Annotated in this window: 15 protein-coding genes; 1 reads left to right on the top strand and 14 read right to left on the bottom strand. The window is 68.2% G+C overall.

Features of this window, described 5'->3' with window-relative positions:
* Positions 1-43 precede the first annotated feature (43 nt).
* Positions 44-1,288, top strand: coding sequence for a hypothetical protein (locus tag IGS67_RS12960; RefSeq protein ID WP_192281888.1), 1,245 nt, complete (start codon positions 44-46; stop codon positions 1,286-1,288).
* A gap of 80 nt (positions 1,289-1,368) precedes the next feature.
* On the opposite strand, the gene IGS67_RS12955 is transcribed toward IGS67_RS12960, so the two are convergent.
* The 14 genes from IGS67_RS12955 to IGS67_RS12890 form a co-directional block, all read right to left on the bottom strand.
* Positions 1,369-2,139, bottom strand: a complete 771-nt coding sequence (locus IGS67_RS12955) for a cutinase family protein (RefSeq protein ID WP_192281885.1) — start codon at positions 2,137-2,139, stop codon at positions 1,369-1,371.
* A 178-nt stretch (positions 2,140-2,317) separates the two neighbouring features.
* A complete protein-coding gene (gene aroB, locus IGS67_RS12950; RefSeq protein ID WP_192281882.1) occupies positions 2,318-3,445 on the bottom strand; it encodes a 3-dehydroquinate synthase in 1,128 nt (375 codons plus the stop codon).
* A complete protein-coding gene (locus IGS67_RS12945) occupies positions 3,442-3,993 on the bottom strand; it encodes a shikimate kinase (RefSeq protein WP_192282041.1) in 552 nt (183 codons plus the stop codon). Before IGS67_RS12945 ends, aroB begins: the two co-directional genes overlap by 4 nt.
* 74 nt (positions 3,994-4,067) lie before the next feature.
* Positions 4,068-5,282: a chorismate synthase gene (aroC, locus tag IGS67_RS12940; RefSeq protein ID WP_192281879.1), complete on the bottom strand. Its 1,215-nt coding sequence runs from the start codon at positions 5,280-5,282 to the stop codon at positions 4,068-4,070.
* Positions 5,283-5,363: 81 nt separating this feature from the next.
* Positions 5,364-6,191, bottom strand: coding sequence for a hypothetical protein (locus IGS67_RS12935; protein WP_192281876.1), 828 nt, complete (start codon positions 6,189-6,191; stop codon positions 5,364-5,366).
* Positions 6,188-6,898, bottom strand: a complete 711-nt coding sequence (locus tag IGS67_RS12930) for a hypothetical protein (protein ID WP_192281873.1) — start codon at positions 6,896-6,898, stop codon at positions 6,188-6,190. The genes IGS67_RS12935 and IGS67_RS12930 overlap by 4 nt, the downstream gene beginning before the upstream one ends.
* On the bottom strand, positions 6,895-7,953 hold the full coding sequence (pilM, locus tag IGS67_RS12925) for a type IV pilus assembly protein PilM (RefSeq protein ID WP_192281870.1): 1,059 nt from the start codon (positions 7,951-7,953) through the stop codon (positions 6,895-6,897). Before pilM ends, IGS67_RS12930 begins: the two co-directional genes overlap by 4 nt.
* Before the next feature lie 97 nt (positions 7,954-8,050).
* A complete protein-coding gene (locus IGS67_RS12920; RefSeq protein ID WP_192281867.1) occupies positions 8,051-8,827 on the bottom strand; it encodes a prepilin peptidase in 777 nt (258 codons plus the stop codon).
* Between the two features lie 52 nt (positions 8,828-8,879).
* On the bottom strand, positions 8,880-10,583 hold the full coding sequence (locus tag IGS67_RS12915; RefSeq protein ID WP_192281864.1) for a bactofilin family protein: 1,704 nt from the start codon (positions 10,581-10,583) through the stop codon (positions 8,880-8,882).
* On the bottom strand, positions 10,580-11,233 hold the full coding sequence (locus tag IGS67_RS12910) for a prepilin-type N-terminal cleavage/methylation domain-containing protein (RefSeq protein ID WP_192281861.1): 654 nt from the start codon (positions 11,231-11,233) through the stop codon (positions 10,580-10,582). Before IGS67_RS12910 ends, IGS67_RS12915 begins: the two co-directional genes overlap by 4 nt.
* Entirely contained in the window at positions 11,230-11,721 is a 492-nt protein-coding gene (locus IGS67_RS12905; protein WP_268888800.1) for a type IV pilus modification PilV family protein, read from the bottom strand. Before IGS67_RS12905 ends, IGS67_RS12910 begins: the two co-directional genes overlap by 4 nt.
* An 84-nt stretch (positions 11,722-11,805) precedes the next feature.
* Positions 11,806-12,234 carry a type IV pilin protein gene (locus tag IGS67_RS14220; RefSeq protein ID WP_268888799.1) on the bottom strand — a complete coding sequence of 143 codons (429 nt, stop codon included), beginning with the start codon at positions 12,232-12,234 and terminating at the stop codon, positions 11,806-11,808.
* Positions 12,235-12,350: 116 nt separating this feature from the next.
* The gene (locus IGS67_RS12895) at positions 12,351-13,583 is read right to left on the bottom strand and encodes a type II secretion system F family protein (RefSeq protein ID WP_192281855.1); all 1,233 of its coding nucleotides are present in this window, start codon (positions 13,581-13,583) and stop codon (positions 12,351-12,353) included.
* Positions 13,580-15,184: a type IV pilus twitching motility protein PilT gene (locus IGS67_RS12890; protein WP_328742726.1), complete on the bottom strand. Its 1,605-nt coding sequence runs from the start codon at positions 15,182-15,184 to the stop codon at positions 13,580-13,582. The genes IGS67_RS12895 and IGS67_RS12890 overlap by 4 nt, the downstream gene beginning before the upstream one ends.
* Positions 15,185-15,211 lie beyond the last annotated feature (27 nt).

The raw sequence follows: 15,211 nt of genomic DNA, 5'->3' as shown, positions 1-15,211 counted from the left end.
GGCCCCTGGTCGGACGACGACGCCCGTTCCCGAGAGGTCCTTCATGACTCCCCCGTTCAGCACCCCCGCCCGTCGAGGCGCCGTCCTCCTTGCCGTTGCCGGCCTCGCGCTCACTGCGGCGTGCACGCCCGACGCGACCCCCGCTCCTCCGTCCCAGAAGGGCCCGTCGGTCGGCACGACGGTCAACGAGCTGCGCGGTCCCGACGGCGCTCCGCTTGTCGCGAAGGTCGTCGACCTCGCGACTGCGAAGGTCGCGGCAGAGGGCGTCCAGTACAAGGTCGTCACCGAGACCCCGCCCGTCACCGCGGCCGGTCTCGCTGCGACCGCCGTGGGCGTGCGCCCCGACGGAACCACGCTGCTCGTAGGACTCCCTGAGGGCTTCCTCGCGAAGGACGGCACGCTCGCGGGCGACGCGACGTTCGGTGGCTACTTCGAGGGCAAGCTCTCCGAGCTCTCGCGCGCGACGGCTCTGCCCGTGGGAGCGTACGTGGCCGAGGACGTCACGGTGTGGGTCGAGTCGCTCACGGCCGACGTTGCGAACGGCCGCTGGCGCATCCGCGCGGCCGGGGCCGAGGGCGGCGTGCGCACCATCGCCGAGTCGAAGGACCTCGGGGTGCCGGGCAACGTGCACCCGGCGATCGCGACGCCCAAGCCTGTCGTCCACGACGGCCGCGCCTACTTCAACTCGGCGTACGTCGAGGAGGACGGCACGAGCCGCGTCCAGGTGCTGTCGGTCCCGCTCGAGGGCGGCAAGGTCCGCGTCGAGGTCAAGGGCGCGACGACGCCCGTCGTGTTCGACGGCGGCGTCGCGGTGCTGCGGCTGGGCGACGGACTGACGGAGGACGGCGCGCAGAACCCGCTCGACACGGTCGGCGTCTCGGTGCTGCTCGACGGCCGTTACCAGGAGATCGTCTCGGTCGGCGCGTCCGCCAACCCGGGCGCACAGGGCACGATCGCGGACCTCGCCGGAGGCGGCGACACGCTGACGTTCACGCGCCAGGGCGTCCTCTACGTCGTCGACGCGGCCGACGGCTCGGCCGTCGCGATCGGCGCGCCCACGGACTCGACCTTTCTCGGCGTGCAGCAGTGCGGCTCGCGCGTCACCTGGTCGACTCTCGGTGCCGACGCAGGCCAGATGGTCTACGACGTCGACGGCGACGCCCTGTGGCGCGTCGAGGACGCCGCCGTCACGGGCCGATCGATGTGCTCCGACGACCTGCTCGCCTGGGACCACACCGACAACTGGTCGGAGAAGCACACCGTGACCCTCGTGACCCGCTGGGTCTGACCCAGGCACGCGAGAGCCCGGCACTCCACGTGGTGGGGGGTGCCGGGCTTTCGTTTTCTTGCCTTCGCGTCAGCAGCGCGCTACTTGACTCCGTCCCGCACGATCGCTGCGTTGGCAAACTTCGCGGGGTAGTCGTAGAACGTCGACTTCTGGTACGAGTTGACGTGCACGGACAGCTTGAAGGACGCCACGATCGGGCCAGCGAACAGGTCGATGGGCTTTGCGTTGCACACGACGTCCTTCGGTGCGCAGACCGAGAGAACCCTGATTCCGTAGGCGCTCGGCAGGTTGGCTCCTCGCGCGAGGACGCCGCGCCATGTCTGCGGTTTGGCAAGCTTCTCGCCGCCCGTGAACGAGAGCATCAGCGGGTCCGACATGTTGTTGACGGGGTTGGCGATGAGGATGATGCTGCTGATCGCCTTCTGATACTTGCCCGTGAGCTGTCGCGCTACACCGTGCATCACCTGAGCGCCCTGCGAGTAGCCAGCAAGGACGATGCGCGTCTTGGGGCAGTTGTCGACGAGCTTCGTCACCATCGACTTGACGCTCGAGACGCCGTAGTTGACCGAGTTCTGGTAGACCTTCGGCGCGGTCACGGCGTTCGACGCCTCGACCGCAGGGTAGATCGCCGAGAGGTAGCGGATCTTCGTGCCGTTAGCCATCTTGGAGCGAATCGACTGTGCGACGGGGCTCACGCGGGTCCCGAAGCCGGGAATCGTCCCTGCGCTCTGCCCCTCGCCCGAACCGCGCGCCCCGATCACGGCGACCTGCGCCTTGCAGCTCTTGGTGATGACTTCCTTCGAGAGACTGGAGTCCTGGACGACCTCGGCCTTCGCATTGGCGGGGGCCACGCTGCCGAAGAGCAGCAGCAGTCCAGCAACTACGAGTGTTGCGAATCTTCGCACGGGTTCTCCTTCTTGAGTACGAGTACTGCGCGGGCATCGCAAAACTACCGACACAGATCTTTCCTGGCAATAGCCAGTATCGAACCTCTATGTCCAACTCAGTCAGGAAGGAGTCTCTCCAGAGCTACATACTGACGCGGCGGCCCTGTGCGGGGGCGTCGGCCGCGATCTCGGCGTACGCCGCGACGAGGAGCGTCGGGTCAGGACCTTCGAGGCGGCTCGGTCGGCCGAGGCCGTCGAGGACGACGAAGCGCAGCGTGTCGCCGCGGCTCTTCTTGTCGCGGCGCATGGCTGTGAGGAGCTGCTCCCAGCGGTCCCCGCGGTACGTCGTCGGCAGCCCGAGCGCCTCGAGGACGGTGCGGTGACGGTCGACGTCGGCGTCGGAGAGTCGGCCGGCGAGGCGGGCGAGCTCGGCGACGAAGACCATGCCGACGCTCACGGCGGCGCCGTGGCGCCACTGGTAACGCTCGACGTGCTCGATCGCGTGACCGAACGTGTGGCCGTAGTTGAGGAACTCGCGCGGGCCGGACTCCTTGAGGTCCTCGGCGACGACGGCGGCCTTCCACGCGACGGCACGCTCGATGAGCTCGACGAGCACGTCCTCGGGGACGTGCGTCGCGCCCTGCGTGAGCTCGGACGCGTGGGCCTCGACGAGCTCGAGGACCCGGGCGTCGTGGACGAAGCCGCACTTGACGATCTCCGCGAGGCCCGCGACGAAGTCCCAGCGGGGCAGGGTCTCGAGCGCGTCGATGTCGCACAGGACGCCCGCCGGCGGGTGGAACGCGCCGACGAGGTTCTTGCCCTCGGCGGTGTTGATGCCGGTCTTGCCGCCGACGGCTGCGTCGACCATCGCGAGGATCGTCGTCGGCACCTGGACGACCTTGATGCCGCGCAACCAGGTGGCGGCGACGAACCCGCCGAGGTCGGTCGTCGCGCCGCCGCCGACGGCGACGATCGCGTCCGAGCGTGTGAAGCCGGCCTGGCCGAGCACCTGCCAGCAGAACGCGGCGACCTGCGCGGTCTTCGACTCCTCGGCGTCGGGCACCTCGGCCTGGATGGCCTCGTAGCCCTGCTCGACGAGGTCGGCACGGATCGCCTCGGCGGTCGCGCCGAGCGCGGCCGGCGCGAGAACGAGGACACGGCGGACGTCGGGTCCGAGCATGGCGGGCAGCTCGCCGAGGAGGTGGCGGCCGATGACGACGTCGTACGGCTGGTCGCCGCGCACGGTGACGCGGACGGGTGCGGTGGTCACTTCGGGTCCTCCACGGTGGGTGCGGTCTCGGGTGCAGCGCCGAGCGCCGCAAGGATCTGGGCCGCCACCTCGTCGGGCGTGAGGTCGTCGGTGTCGACGCGCAGCGTCGCGACCTTCTCGTAGACGGGCCGCCGCGCCGTCATGAGCTGCTGCCACTGCGCGCGCGGATTCCCGAGCAGGAGCGGCCGCGACACGTTGAAACCGACGCGCGGCGCCGCCTGGGCAAGCGACACGTCGAGGAACACGACCGTGCCGCCCGCGGCGGCGTAGGCCGCGAGGACGTCCTGCGTCTCGGGAGCGAGCACCGCTCCCCCGCCGAGCGCAAGCACACCGTCGTGCTCCGCCACCGCACGGGCGACCGCCTCGCGCTCGAGAGCACGGAACGCCGGCTCGCCGTCGTCGAGAAAGATGTCGCTGATCGGCTTGCCGGCGCGGGCCTCGACGTCGGCGTCCGTGTCACGAACCTGCCAGCCTGTCGCGGCGCCGAGCGCCGCAGCGACCGTGGACTTGCCGGAGCCGGGCGGACCGGCGAGGACGACGCGGGGCATGACGGTGTGAGGCACGTAGGAGAGGGTACCCGGGCGCACGCCGTCGGTGGCTCGACGTCCGCCGCGCAGTGCGGTCAGCGCATGTGCTCGGGGATTGCCTCGAGATAGGCCTCGTAGTTGCGGCGGACCTCGGCGACGGAGTCGCCACCGAACTTCTCGAGGACGGCGTCGGCGAGAGTGAGCGCGACCATGGCTTCGGCGATGACGGCGGCCGGGGCGACGGCGCAGACGTCGGAGCGTTGGTGCTGGGCCTGGGCGGGCTCCCCCGTCGCCGTGTCGACGGTGCGCAGTGCGCGCGGAACGGTCGAGATGGGCTTCATGGCACCGCGCACGCGGACGACCTCGCCGTTGGACATGCCGCCCTCGACGCCGCCGGCGCGGTTGGTCGCACGCGTGATGCGGCCGCCTGCGACGTCGATCTCGTCGTGCGCCTGCGAACCGCGTCGGGTGGCGGTGCGGAAGCCGTCGCCGACCTCGACGCCCTTGAACGCTTGGATGCCCATGATCGCGGCGGCGAGGCGTGCGTCGAGCCGCCGGTCGGAGTGGACGTACGTGCCAAGCCCGGTCGGCACGCCGTAGGCGAGGACCTCGACCACTCCCCCGAGCGTGTCGCCGGCCTTGTGGCAGGCGTCGATCTCGGCGACCATCGCGGCCGACGTGGTGGCGTCGAAGCAGCGCACCGGGTCGGCGTCGAGCGCGGCGACGTCGTCGGGCGTCGGGATCGCGGCGCCGTCGGGGACGGCGACGGGACCGATGCCGACGACGTGCGACACGAGGCGCACGCCGACCGCCTGCTCGAGGAACGCCGCGGCGTAGACGCCGAGCGCGACGCGTGTCGCAGTCTCACGTGCGGAGGCACGCTCGAGGACGGGCCGGGCGTCGTCGAAGCCGTACTTCCGCATGCCGACGAGGTCCGCGTGGCCGGGGCGGGGCCGCGTGATCTTCTTGTTGCGGGCGATCTCACGGACGTCGCCCGTGCCCGCGTCGACCTGGAGGGCCGACGACTCGACGGGGTCCGGCGCCATGACGTCGACCCACTTGGGCCACTCCGAGTTCGCGATCTCGAACGTCACAGGCCCACCCTGCGTGACGCCGTGGCGCACGCCCGCGAGCACGCGGAGCTCGTCCTGCTCGAACTTCTGACGGGCGCCGCGCCCGTACCCGAGGCGGCGGCGGGCCAGCGCGTCACGGACGTCCTGGCTCGTCACCTCGACACCCGCAGGAAGGCCCTCGATCACTCCGACGAGCGACGGGCCATGAGACTCACCTGAGGTCAACCAGCGCAGCATGACGCGATCCTTTCACGTGCGACGACGACGCCCCCGCCACGTCCGCAGTGCGGTCGTGGCGGGGGCGGCGATCAAGAGTCGCTACTTGGCGCCGATGACGTCGGCGAACGGGTCGTCCTTGGTCGACGGCATCTTCGGCTCCTCGACCTCGGGCTCCTCGGGCTGCTGCGGCCCTTCGAGCACATAGGTCGAACCGGAGATCTTGTAGTCGACCTCGCCGGCGGGTCGGTCAGGCAGGCCGTTGCTCGCTGCCTTGTCCGCGAGCAACGTCTGGATCTCGAGCCCGCTCACCAGGAAGTGCCGCGAGCTCGTCGTCTGGAGTGCCTCGAGGATCGCGGACACCTGCTCGTAGGTCCCGCCAACGCTGATCGTCCAGTCGAAGACATGGAAGCCCTCGATCGCCGGGACCTTTGACGGCACCCGCTCGGCGACCGGCTTCTCGGTCTCGTCGCTTATCGGAGCGGCGGTCGTTGTGACCTCTCCCGGCTCAGGTGCTGCAGTGCTTGTCGGGGCCGGCGCAGGTGAGGGCGCGGCCGTCTGGGTCGAGGTTGGCACCGCGACCCGCGCTTCGAGGCCAGTGATCTCGAGGAGGTAGGCGTCGTTCTCCAGGATGAGTTCCGAGAGATACGCCTCGAACTCATCGATGTTTGCGGCGACGGGGATGCCGACCTGCAGCTCAGCGATCCGCTTTCGAATCTCCGGAAGACGCGCCTCGATAGCGCGCAGCTGCTTGATCTCGCCCGTGAGCTTCGCGTTCTGGATCTCTGCGAGATCCTGCTTGTCCCCCAGGTCGCTCGCCTCGTCGAGTGCGGGCTTGTAGGACAGCACGAACGTGGCGACGAGGATCAGAACTGCGACGATTGCGCCGCCCGCGATCCAGAACTTGTCACGTGAGACACCCATAGTCACTTACCCCCCTCGGCGTCGACGGCGAAACGCATGGAGAATGCGCTCTCCTCAACGGTCACGGCTGTCGTCGTGTCGAACCAGACGTCCGACTCGTCACCCCCACGCACAACCTTGAGGATCCGAGCGTGGGCGAAGCCCGGAATCGCATCCAGGTTAGAGATCCACTCGGAGGTCTCGAGCTCCTCGGGCGAGCGTGTCACGACGGTGAAGGTTGCGACGCGCCCGGGGACGAGAGAGTCAGTCGGTGCTTCGAGGACCGCCAGAGGTGTTTCCTGCACCATGACGATCTCGTTGATGACGGAGTTCTCGGGGAGCTGAGCCGCCATGGCCGCCACGAGTGGCGTCCATGCGATCTCCGTCGACATGCCGACCTGTTGCGCCAGCTCGGCGGTGACCCGCTGGTCCTCGACCGCACGGACCGGAGCGAGCGAGAGCTTCTCCGCCGTCAGGGTTCGCGTGCGGGTCTCAGCGACGTCGAGCTGGTCCTGGGCGCTGCTCACCGTGAGTGTTCCCATGAGCCAAAGGAGACCTGCGAGGACGACCGCGACGAGCACGACGAGGATCATGACGTTTCGCACCAACCTCTCGCGCGAGAGGTTGCGTACGCCTGAAGGCAGGAGGTTCACCTGGGCGAGGGGTGGCGCACCGACGTCGGCGAGCGACGCCGCGGCGCGCGTGCGTCGCGGCATCTTCAGCTGGAGGCTCATGCTGCCACCGCCGTCGCAAGTCCCACGGCGATCGTGACGTCCTGCTCGCCGACCTCAGCGATCGCGGCGGCAGGGCCGCGCGAGACCTTGAGGTTGTCGACGGCGCGCCCGAGCGTCACCTGGAGACGTGTCGCGGTCGCGAGCGCCTGCCCCAGGCCCTGCAGGAGCACGCCGCCGCCGCTGAGGACGAGGAGCTCGACCGGCTTCTGCGGGTTGGACTGTGTGTAGAACGCGACCGTGTTACGGACGTTCTCGATGAGGGAGCGCGCGACGGTCGTCGCCGCGTCGGCTGCCGGCTCGAGGCCGGGTGCGACGGCGAAACCGACGCCGATCTCTCGTTTGAGCTGCTCGGCCTGGCCGCCGTTGAGCTTCATGACCGATCCGATCGCATCCGTGATGTCCTGACCACCCGCGGGCAGCATGCGCACGAAGTGCGGCACGCCGGCCTGCGCGATGACGATGTCCGTGATGCGCGCGCCCACATCGACGTAGGCGACGGTTCGGTTGACCCGCTCGCCGTGGTGCAGTGCGCGCAGCAGCGCGAAGGCGTTGAGGTCGACCTGCACAGGGTTGAGCCCGGCGCGCACGACCGCGCTGATGTTCTGCTCGACTGTCTCGCGCACGGCGGCGACGAAGAGCCCGTTGAGCACCGGACCGTTCTGGCCCTCGCCCTGAGCGATCGGGTAGTAGTCCATGAGAGCGTCGTCGGCCGCCATGGGGAGGATGTCGGCGGCCTGGAAGCCGAGGGACTTGCGCAGCTGGCCGAGCGGCATCGCCGCGACCTCGAGGTCGCGGACGACGACACGCTGGTTCCCGATGCCGATGACCACGTCCTTCGTCGAGAACTTGCCCCTGCTCCACAGCGTGCGCAGCGCCGACGCGACGACCTCGACCTCGACCACCTCACCGTCACGCACAGCGCCGTGAGGCAGCTCGACCGACGCGAAGCTCCCGAGCGAGCCCGTGGAGGTGGACCCGCCGCTGCCGTAGCTCACCTCCGCACCGCGGACGTGCGTGGTGCCGATATCGAGCCCCACGACCTTTCTCCTGGCCACTCGTGATCCTTCCGTCCGTGACGCCACGTTGACGCTCCGACGTGTTATCGGCGTCTTGGGTGCACGACTTGAGGTTCAGCTCGTGCCGTCTCCGGGGTCAGCCGAGCAGCGACAGATAGCTCCCGAAGAGCGACTGCCCGACGACGAGCCCGATCCAGGTCCCGACGATCATCCACGGTCCGAAGGGAATGCCAGCCTTGGGGTCACGCGTGACAACGAGAACCGCGACGCCGACGATCGCGCCGAGCAGGAACGCGCCGAACATCCCGACGACGACCGCACCCCAGCCGACGTAGCCGAGGTAGAGGCCCAGCACGGGAGAGAGCTTGACGTCACCGAGCCCCATCCCTGCGGGATAGGCGATCGCGGCGACGAGGAAGAACAGGCCGACTGCTGCAGCACCGGCCAACGCTCGCAGCATCGCAGCGCCGTCTCCCTCGGCGACGGCCGCGAGGCCGAGGAGTGCGGGTGCGACGATCCAGGACGGGAGGACGATCGCATCAGGAAGTCGTCGCACGTCGAGATCGATGAGGCTCAGGCACACCGAGATCGCAGCGAGGTACAGGTAGGCAGGCAGGAGCACCGACCAGCCGATCCACCACGCGACGAGCCCGAAGGCGATGGCCGTGCCGAGCTCGACCGCTGGGTAGCGGGGGCTGATGGGTTCGCCGCAGTCCCTGCACCGGCCCCGCAGCAGCAGCCACGAGACGACGGGGATGTTGTCGCGTGAGCGCACCACGTGCTCGCACCGCGGACAGTGAGAGGCCGGGCGGACCACTGACTCGCCGCGCGGCACGCGCCACACGACGACGTTGAGGAAGGACCCGACCGCGAGACCGAGGACGCACGAGAGGACGATGGCGACCCCGGTCATGCGTCATCCGCCGCAGTCGGACCACCGAGGGCAGACAGGGTGAGCGAGAGAATCACCGGACCGTGATATCACGCATGGCACCGACCCGCAGGTCCCACAGCGTGTTGGTGTAGTCCTCGCCGCCCTGGGCGAAGATCATGTCGATGCCGGACTGCGCACTCACCTCGCAGCCGTAGAGCTGTCCGTTGAAGGTGCCGCTCGGCTTCGAGCTCAGCGTCGTCTTGCCCGACGAGTAGAGCACGACCTTCGAACGGAGCTTGCCATCCGTGTCGAGCTGGCTCCACCCGTTGGTCGACCACGTGATGTTCTTGCCCTTGTTCCCCGCGCAGGCGGTCTGCCCCGCGTCAGGAAGAGCGACGATGTAGAGGGTGTGGCGCTTCTCGTCGCCCGGTCCGTTGCCAGTGCGCACGGTCCAGGAGCCGTTCTTCACCGCGTTCTTCGTGAAGATCACGAGGTCGGCGTTGAGGACGATGTTGATGTGCCCGACGGTCCACGTGGCGCAGTCGGTGAGATCGACCTTCGTCGGCGTCTCGATGACGAGCGGCTTGCTGTAGTTGTATGCGTTGCACCGGCTGCCCTCAAGGCTTCCGGCGGTGAGCGTCGACCAGTCGGCCTCAGTGAACGTGTCCCAGGGTTCCTGGTCGTCCTTGAGCATCGGGAAGGACATCGTCTTCTTGTCCTCGGCCGTCTGCGGGTTCATGGGGTTGTCGAGGATCGACGGCAGGAGCCAGGTCTTGTCGCCTGCCGGCACGACGTAGTTCGGCACGAACCGTGACCCCAACGCCATGGTGGTCTGCTTGCTGTTCCACCCTGTGTCGGCCGCGCCCGTGGTGTAGAAGGTGCCGCCGACAAAGCCTGCTGGCAGTTTGTTGGACGATGTGAACTTCCCGTAGGCCCGGACGTCTCCCCAGAACGAGTGCCCCTCGGAGGACAGCTCGACGTTACCGTTGACGAGCGTGTCACCGCGGACCACGGTCTGGGACCCAGAGAGCTTTCCGTCGAGATAGAGGTTGCCGTGCACCTCGAGCTTGAACCCGATGTGCAACGAGCCGGAGACGTAGAAGTCACCCTCGATGACGCAGTTGTTGCTCACCGTCGCCCCACCGAGCGCATACACGCTCCCCGAGAGCGTTCCCGAAGCGGGACACGTCCACTTCTTGTTCGTCACGATGTCCGGCGACTTGTCCGTGTGCGGGCGCGAAGGGTGGGCTGGGTCCGGGTAGAGGTTGAAGTTCGTGTTCGACAGCACGTCGAGATCCCCGAACACGGCCTGGTCGAGCCCCATCGACTTCGGACGCGTGAACGTCACCTCGACCGTCGCCTTGTTGCCCCGGGTGTTCCCGTTCTGGCCGATCGACTTGGCGAAGCCCGTCGTCTGCACCTGGACGGCCTCCGCAAGCTTGGGGATCTTTCCGCCCGAGAGACACTCCACCCAAGGGCCGTTCTTGACCGCCTGGTAACGGACGTTGTCGACGGTGTAGTCGGTCCACCCGTGGGGATCCAGTCCGGTCACACCCGTGCAGGCTGTCGACTCTGCCTCTGACCGGGTGAGAAGTGCGCGTCCAACCTGCTGCGCCCCGCCCTCTGCGGCGGCCTGCGCCTGGGAGTGCGCGCGGGTCGCCGTCGTCTGGCCGATCGTGAACATCAGGGAGCTGAGCATGACCCCCATGAGCAAGGTGATGAGCATGACGCTCGCGAGCACGAGCACCATGGCATTGCCCTTGTCGTCCGTGGGCCGAGCCAACCTGCGCATCACCAGCACCGTCCTTCGGTCGCGACCCCGAGGCCGCGCGTCCCTGTCGTGGTCGTGAGGGTCACCGGGGGCTTCCCGGTCGTCGTGTCGATCGCGAGCGACGTCACGAGCTTGGTGGCGTCCGTCACGCCAGCGACGTTCTTGAGCGCGAAGACCGCACTGCTCCCGTCACCCGGGGAGACACCTTCGGCGAGCCTGGTCCACCCTGGACCGAACGTTGGACGCGAGGTGAGCGGCTTGGGCGTCTGGTTAGCCCCGGCCGGGTCGGCAAAGCGGCGGGAGACGTACACCTGGCGGGTGTCGGCAGTGTAGTAGAGAGCTGCGCAGCGGGTCACGCCGAACTCGGCGGCGCCGTCCTGCGTGCTGCGTGTCTGGGAGAGGACGACGATGTCCGACCCGATCGAGCGCACGGTGAACGCCGAGGCGTTCGAGACGAGAAGATCGACCTCGTTGACGATGTTCTGTGCGGTGTCGTTCGCCTGGGAGATCCGGGTGACCTCGGTCTGCTTGCGGAGTGTCGTCACGGTCATCGTGAGGATGATCGTCATGACGATGCCCAGCAGGAGCATGTAGACGAGGAGCTCGACGAGCGTCAGGCCCGCATCCCCGGACCGGACGTGACGCGCGCGCAGACGCTGGATCATCGCGGTCATGCCCCGAACCCCGGGACGGCGACCCAGGTCGCCGCACGGGCGAGCTCCTTGTTGAGGCCCTTGTCGACGACCTTGACGGCGAGGTAGTAGGTAGTGCCGGAGGCGGCTGAGGTCTCGACATCACGGCAGTGGGCGGTCGCAGCCGCCTCGGTGGTGAGCGTCGTACCGTCGGCGGCACCGACGGCCTGGGTCACCTCGTACGTGATCTTGCGCCGCGAGTCGGTCACGGTCTGCGCGGCGGCGTACGTGCCGACGAACTTCCCGAAGGCCACGCACGTGCCCGAGCTCGCGCGTGACTGGGCAAGGTCGATGCGGGTGTTGACGAGCTCGGTCGCTCCTGCGGTCCGCACGCTGCTCGCCGACGAACGGAAGGCGCTCACGAGGAAGGGCACGAGCGAGGCGAGCACGATCATCGCGATGGTCATCGCAACGAGGAGCTCGGCGAGGCTCATGCCTCGGTCCGACGACAGCGAGCGGTTGGTGCGCATCTTCTCCCCAGGCGGCATCAGAACGGCAACGGTATGCAGGCGCACAGGGTCGAGACCCTGTGCGCCTGCATCGACGTCAGAGCGTCACGGATTCGCCGGGGTCGTCGGGGCCGCGCCTTCCTTGATGATTCCCTCGTCGGAGTTGTACGTCCAGGACTTGCCCGTGAGGTTCGCGTGCGAGCCCGTGAGGTCGTAGCCAAGACCCGTGCTCTTGGGCGTGGCCGTGATCGTCACGTCGGGAGTCGCGCGGTAGCCGTTAGTGACGAGCGTGGCCGTCGTCATGCCGTTGTACTTGCCGTTGTTCGACGTCGCGAACGCCTCGGCGGCCGTGATCGAGTTCTTCATGTCCGAGACGACCTGCTTCTCCCAGGCCTTCTCACGCTGCTTGAGGAACATCGGGATCGCGATGGCCGCGAGGATGCCGATGATGATGACGACGACGAGGAGCTCGACGAGGGTGAAGCCCTTGTCTCCGTCCTTCTTGTTGAGCGCCTTGGAAACGCGAGCGATCATGATGATCTCCTAGAGTTCAAACTGAGTGGTGGTGACCAACCCTCTCGGGCCGGTCATCTCTGTATCGGCAGCCGGCGCACAGACTTGAGGCCTGACATGCAACTTCTTCGGCGCAATCACCCGATGAGCTCGAAGATCGAGAAGATCGGCATGTAGAGAGCGATGAGCATGCCGCCGACGATGACACCCAGGACTCCGATCATGAGCGGCTCGATGAGCGAGGTCAGCTGCTCCGTCGTCGCCTCGACCTCGTCGTCGTAGAAGTCCGAGATCTTCTCGAGCATGAGCTCGAGCGAGCCCGAGTCCTCACCGACCGCCATCATCTGCACGACCATCGGCGGGAACACGGAGTGCCGCGACAGTGGTGCGGTCAGCGCCTCGCCCTTGCGGACCGCCTCGCGAACATCCTTGACCGCATCCTCGACGACGATGTTGCCGGCCGTCTCGCCGACGATGTCGAGCGCGAGGAGGATCGGCACGCCCGAGCCGAGCATCGTGCCGAAGTTCCGCGTGAAGCGCGAGATCGAGATCTTCTGCGCGAGCGGACCGAAGATCGGCGCCTTGAGCTTCATCGGGTCCGCCTTGCGACGCACCGACTCGTCGTTCTTGTGACGCCCCCACCAGATCGCGATCGCGACGAGCACGAGCGCGATGGGGATGCCGGCCACCTTGAGGACGCCCGAGAGCCACACGAGCACCTTCGTCGGCGCCGGCAGCTCACCACCGAGCGACTCGAACATGCCCGAGAAGATCGGCACGATGAAGAGGAGCATGCCGATGACCGCGAGGATCGCCATGACGAAGACGACGACCGGATAGGTCATCGCGGACTTCACCTTCTGCTGGAGCTTGACCTCAGCCTCGAAGTTCGCGGCGATCGACAGCAGGGACTTCTCGAGGAAGCCGCCGGTCTCACCCGCACGCACCATGTTGATCATGATCGGCGGGAACTCGCGCGGATGCTTCGCGAACGCGACCGAGAGCGAGTGACCCGTCTCGATGTCGCCGCGGACCTGCCCGAGGATGCCTGCGAGCACCTTGTTCTCGGTCTGCTCGGCAAGGATCGAGACAGCGCGCAGGAGCGAGAGGCCTGCCGAGACCATCGTCGCGAGCTGACGCGTCATGACCGCGAGGTCCTTGAGGCCGACCCCCGAACCGAAGCCCAGCTTGATCTCCGCGTTGAGGCCCGTCGTCGAGACCTCGGAGATCTCGAGCGGGGCCACCCCCATCGTCTTGAGACGGCTCGCGACCGCGCCCTCGTTGGCGGCCTCGATCCGCCCCTTGACGATCCGGCCCTGCTTGTCGCGGACCTTGTACTCGTACAGCCGTCCGCTCGTCGACGTGCTCATCGCTCGCTCCTACCGATCTGGCCGGGCACGTAGGCGCCCGGGTCGAACACGGGCGCGTGTCCAGCGGCCGGGACGTCACCGCCCGTCGGCGCGAAGGGTCCGCCAGCGCCCTGTGCGCCGCCGGACTGGTACCCACCGGGAGCCGTCGGGAGCCCGCCGCCCGGCTGGTAGCCGCCACCCGGCTGATAGCCGCCACCAGCAGGTGCGCCGCCGTACACCTGGGCGTTGATCTCCGCCATCGCCTCCTCGTCGACCGCCTGAGCGCCCATCGACGACGCAGCGATTCCGGCACCCGTGCTGCCGGACCGCCCCGAGAGACGGTTGAAGTCCTCGATGAAGTGACACTTCTCCAGGCCCGTCTCGTACGAGATGCGCCCCTGCCGCACGAGGTCCGCCAGGTGCTGATCCATCGAGTGCATGCCGAGAGACTTGCCCGCCTGGAGCGCGGAGTAGATCTGGTGCGTCTTGCCCTCACGGATGAGGTTCCGGATCGCTGGCGTCGCCACCATCACCTCGGTCGCAACCGCACGGCCAGGACCGTCCGACCGCTTGCAGAGCGTCTGGCAGACGACGCCCTGGATCGCGCCCGCGAGCTGCACCCGGACCTGGTCCTGCTGCTCAGGGGGGAACACGTCGATGATGCGGTCGATCGTCTGGGCGGCGTCCTGCGTGTGGAGGGTCGCAAAGACGAGGTGGCCCGTCTCGGCAGCCGTGAGCGCGACCGAGATCGTCTCGAGGTCACGCAGCTCACCGACGAGGATGATGTCCGGGTCCTGACGCAGCACGTGCTTGAGCGCCTGCCCGAACGACGTCGTGTCGGTGCCGACCTCACGCTGGTTGACGATCGCCTTCTTGTGCTCGTGAAGGAACTCGATCGGGTCCTCGACCGTCATGATGTGCTCGGCGCGCGTCCGGTTCGCAAGGTCGATGACCGAGGCAAGCGTCGTCGACTTGCCCGAGCCCGTCGGCCCGGTGACAAGGACGAGGCCACGCGGCAGGTTGGCGAACGACCCGACGATCGCCGGCACGCCGAGGTCCTCGAGCGGCTTGATCTCCGTCGGGATGACACGGAACGCCGCACCGACGTTGTCCCGCTGCTGGTACACGTTGACACGGAAGCGTGATCCGCCGGGAACCTGGTACGCGAGATCCAGCTCGAGGTTCTCCTCGAAACGCTCGCGCTGCTTCTGCGAGAGGATCTGGTAGATGGAGCGTCGAAGCGCCTCGCCCTCGAGCACCTCGGTGTCGTCGAGCGGCTGCAGCTTTCCGTCCCGGCGGATCGACGGACGCGCGCGCGCCGTGAGGTGAAGGTCGGAACCCCGCTCCTCGACAGTCCGACGCAGCAGGTGGTCGAGACTGACATCGCCGTCCTCGGAACGCTGCGCCATGCCGACCCGCCCGTTGAGCACCGGAGCCGCGGCCCGGGGCGAGTCAGCCTGCGCGCGCGCCGCGTGCGGCGAGGCCGCCTGCTGTGCAGGAGCCCGCCCCGCAGCGGATGCAGGAGCTGCAGCCCGCGTCGGCGGACCGGCGTGCCCGACGGGCGCGCCGCCCGGTGCCCCCGGGCTCGCCTGCGACTGCGCGACTCGGCTCTGCGGGCTCACAGCGCGCACCGCCGCACTTCGCTGCAA

The sequence above is a fragment of the Flavimobilis rhizosphaerae genome (genome assembly GCF_014852685.1).
Classification (GTDB): Bacteria; Actinomycetota; Actinomycetes; order Actinomycetales; family Cellulomonadaceae; genus Flavimobilis; species Flavimobilis rhizosphaerae.
This window is presented reverse-complemented; position numbering and strand designations above follow the sequence as displayed.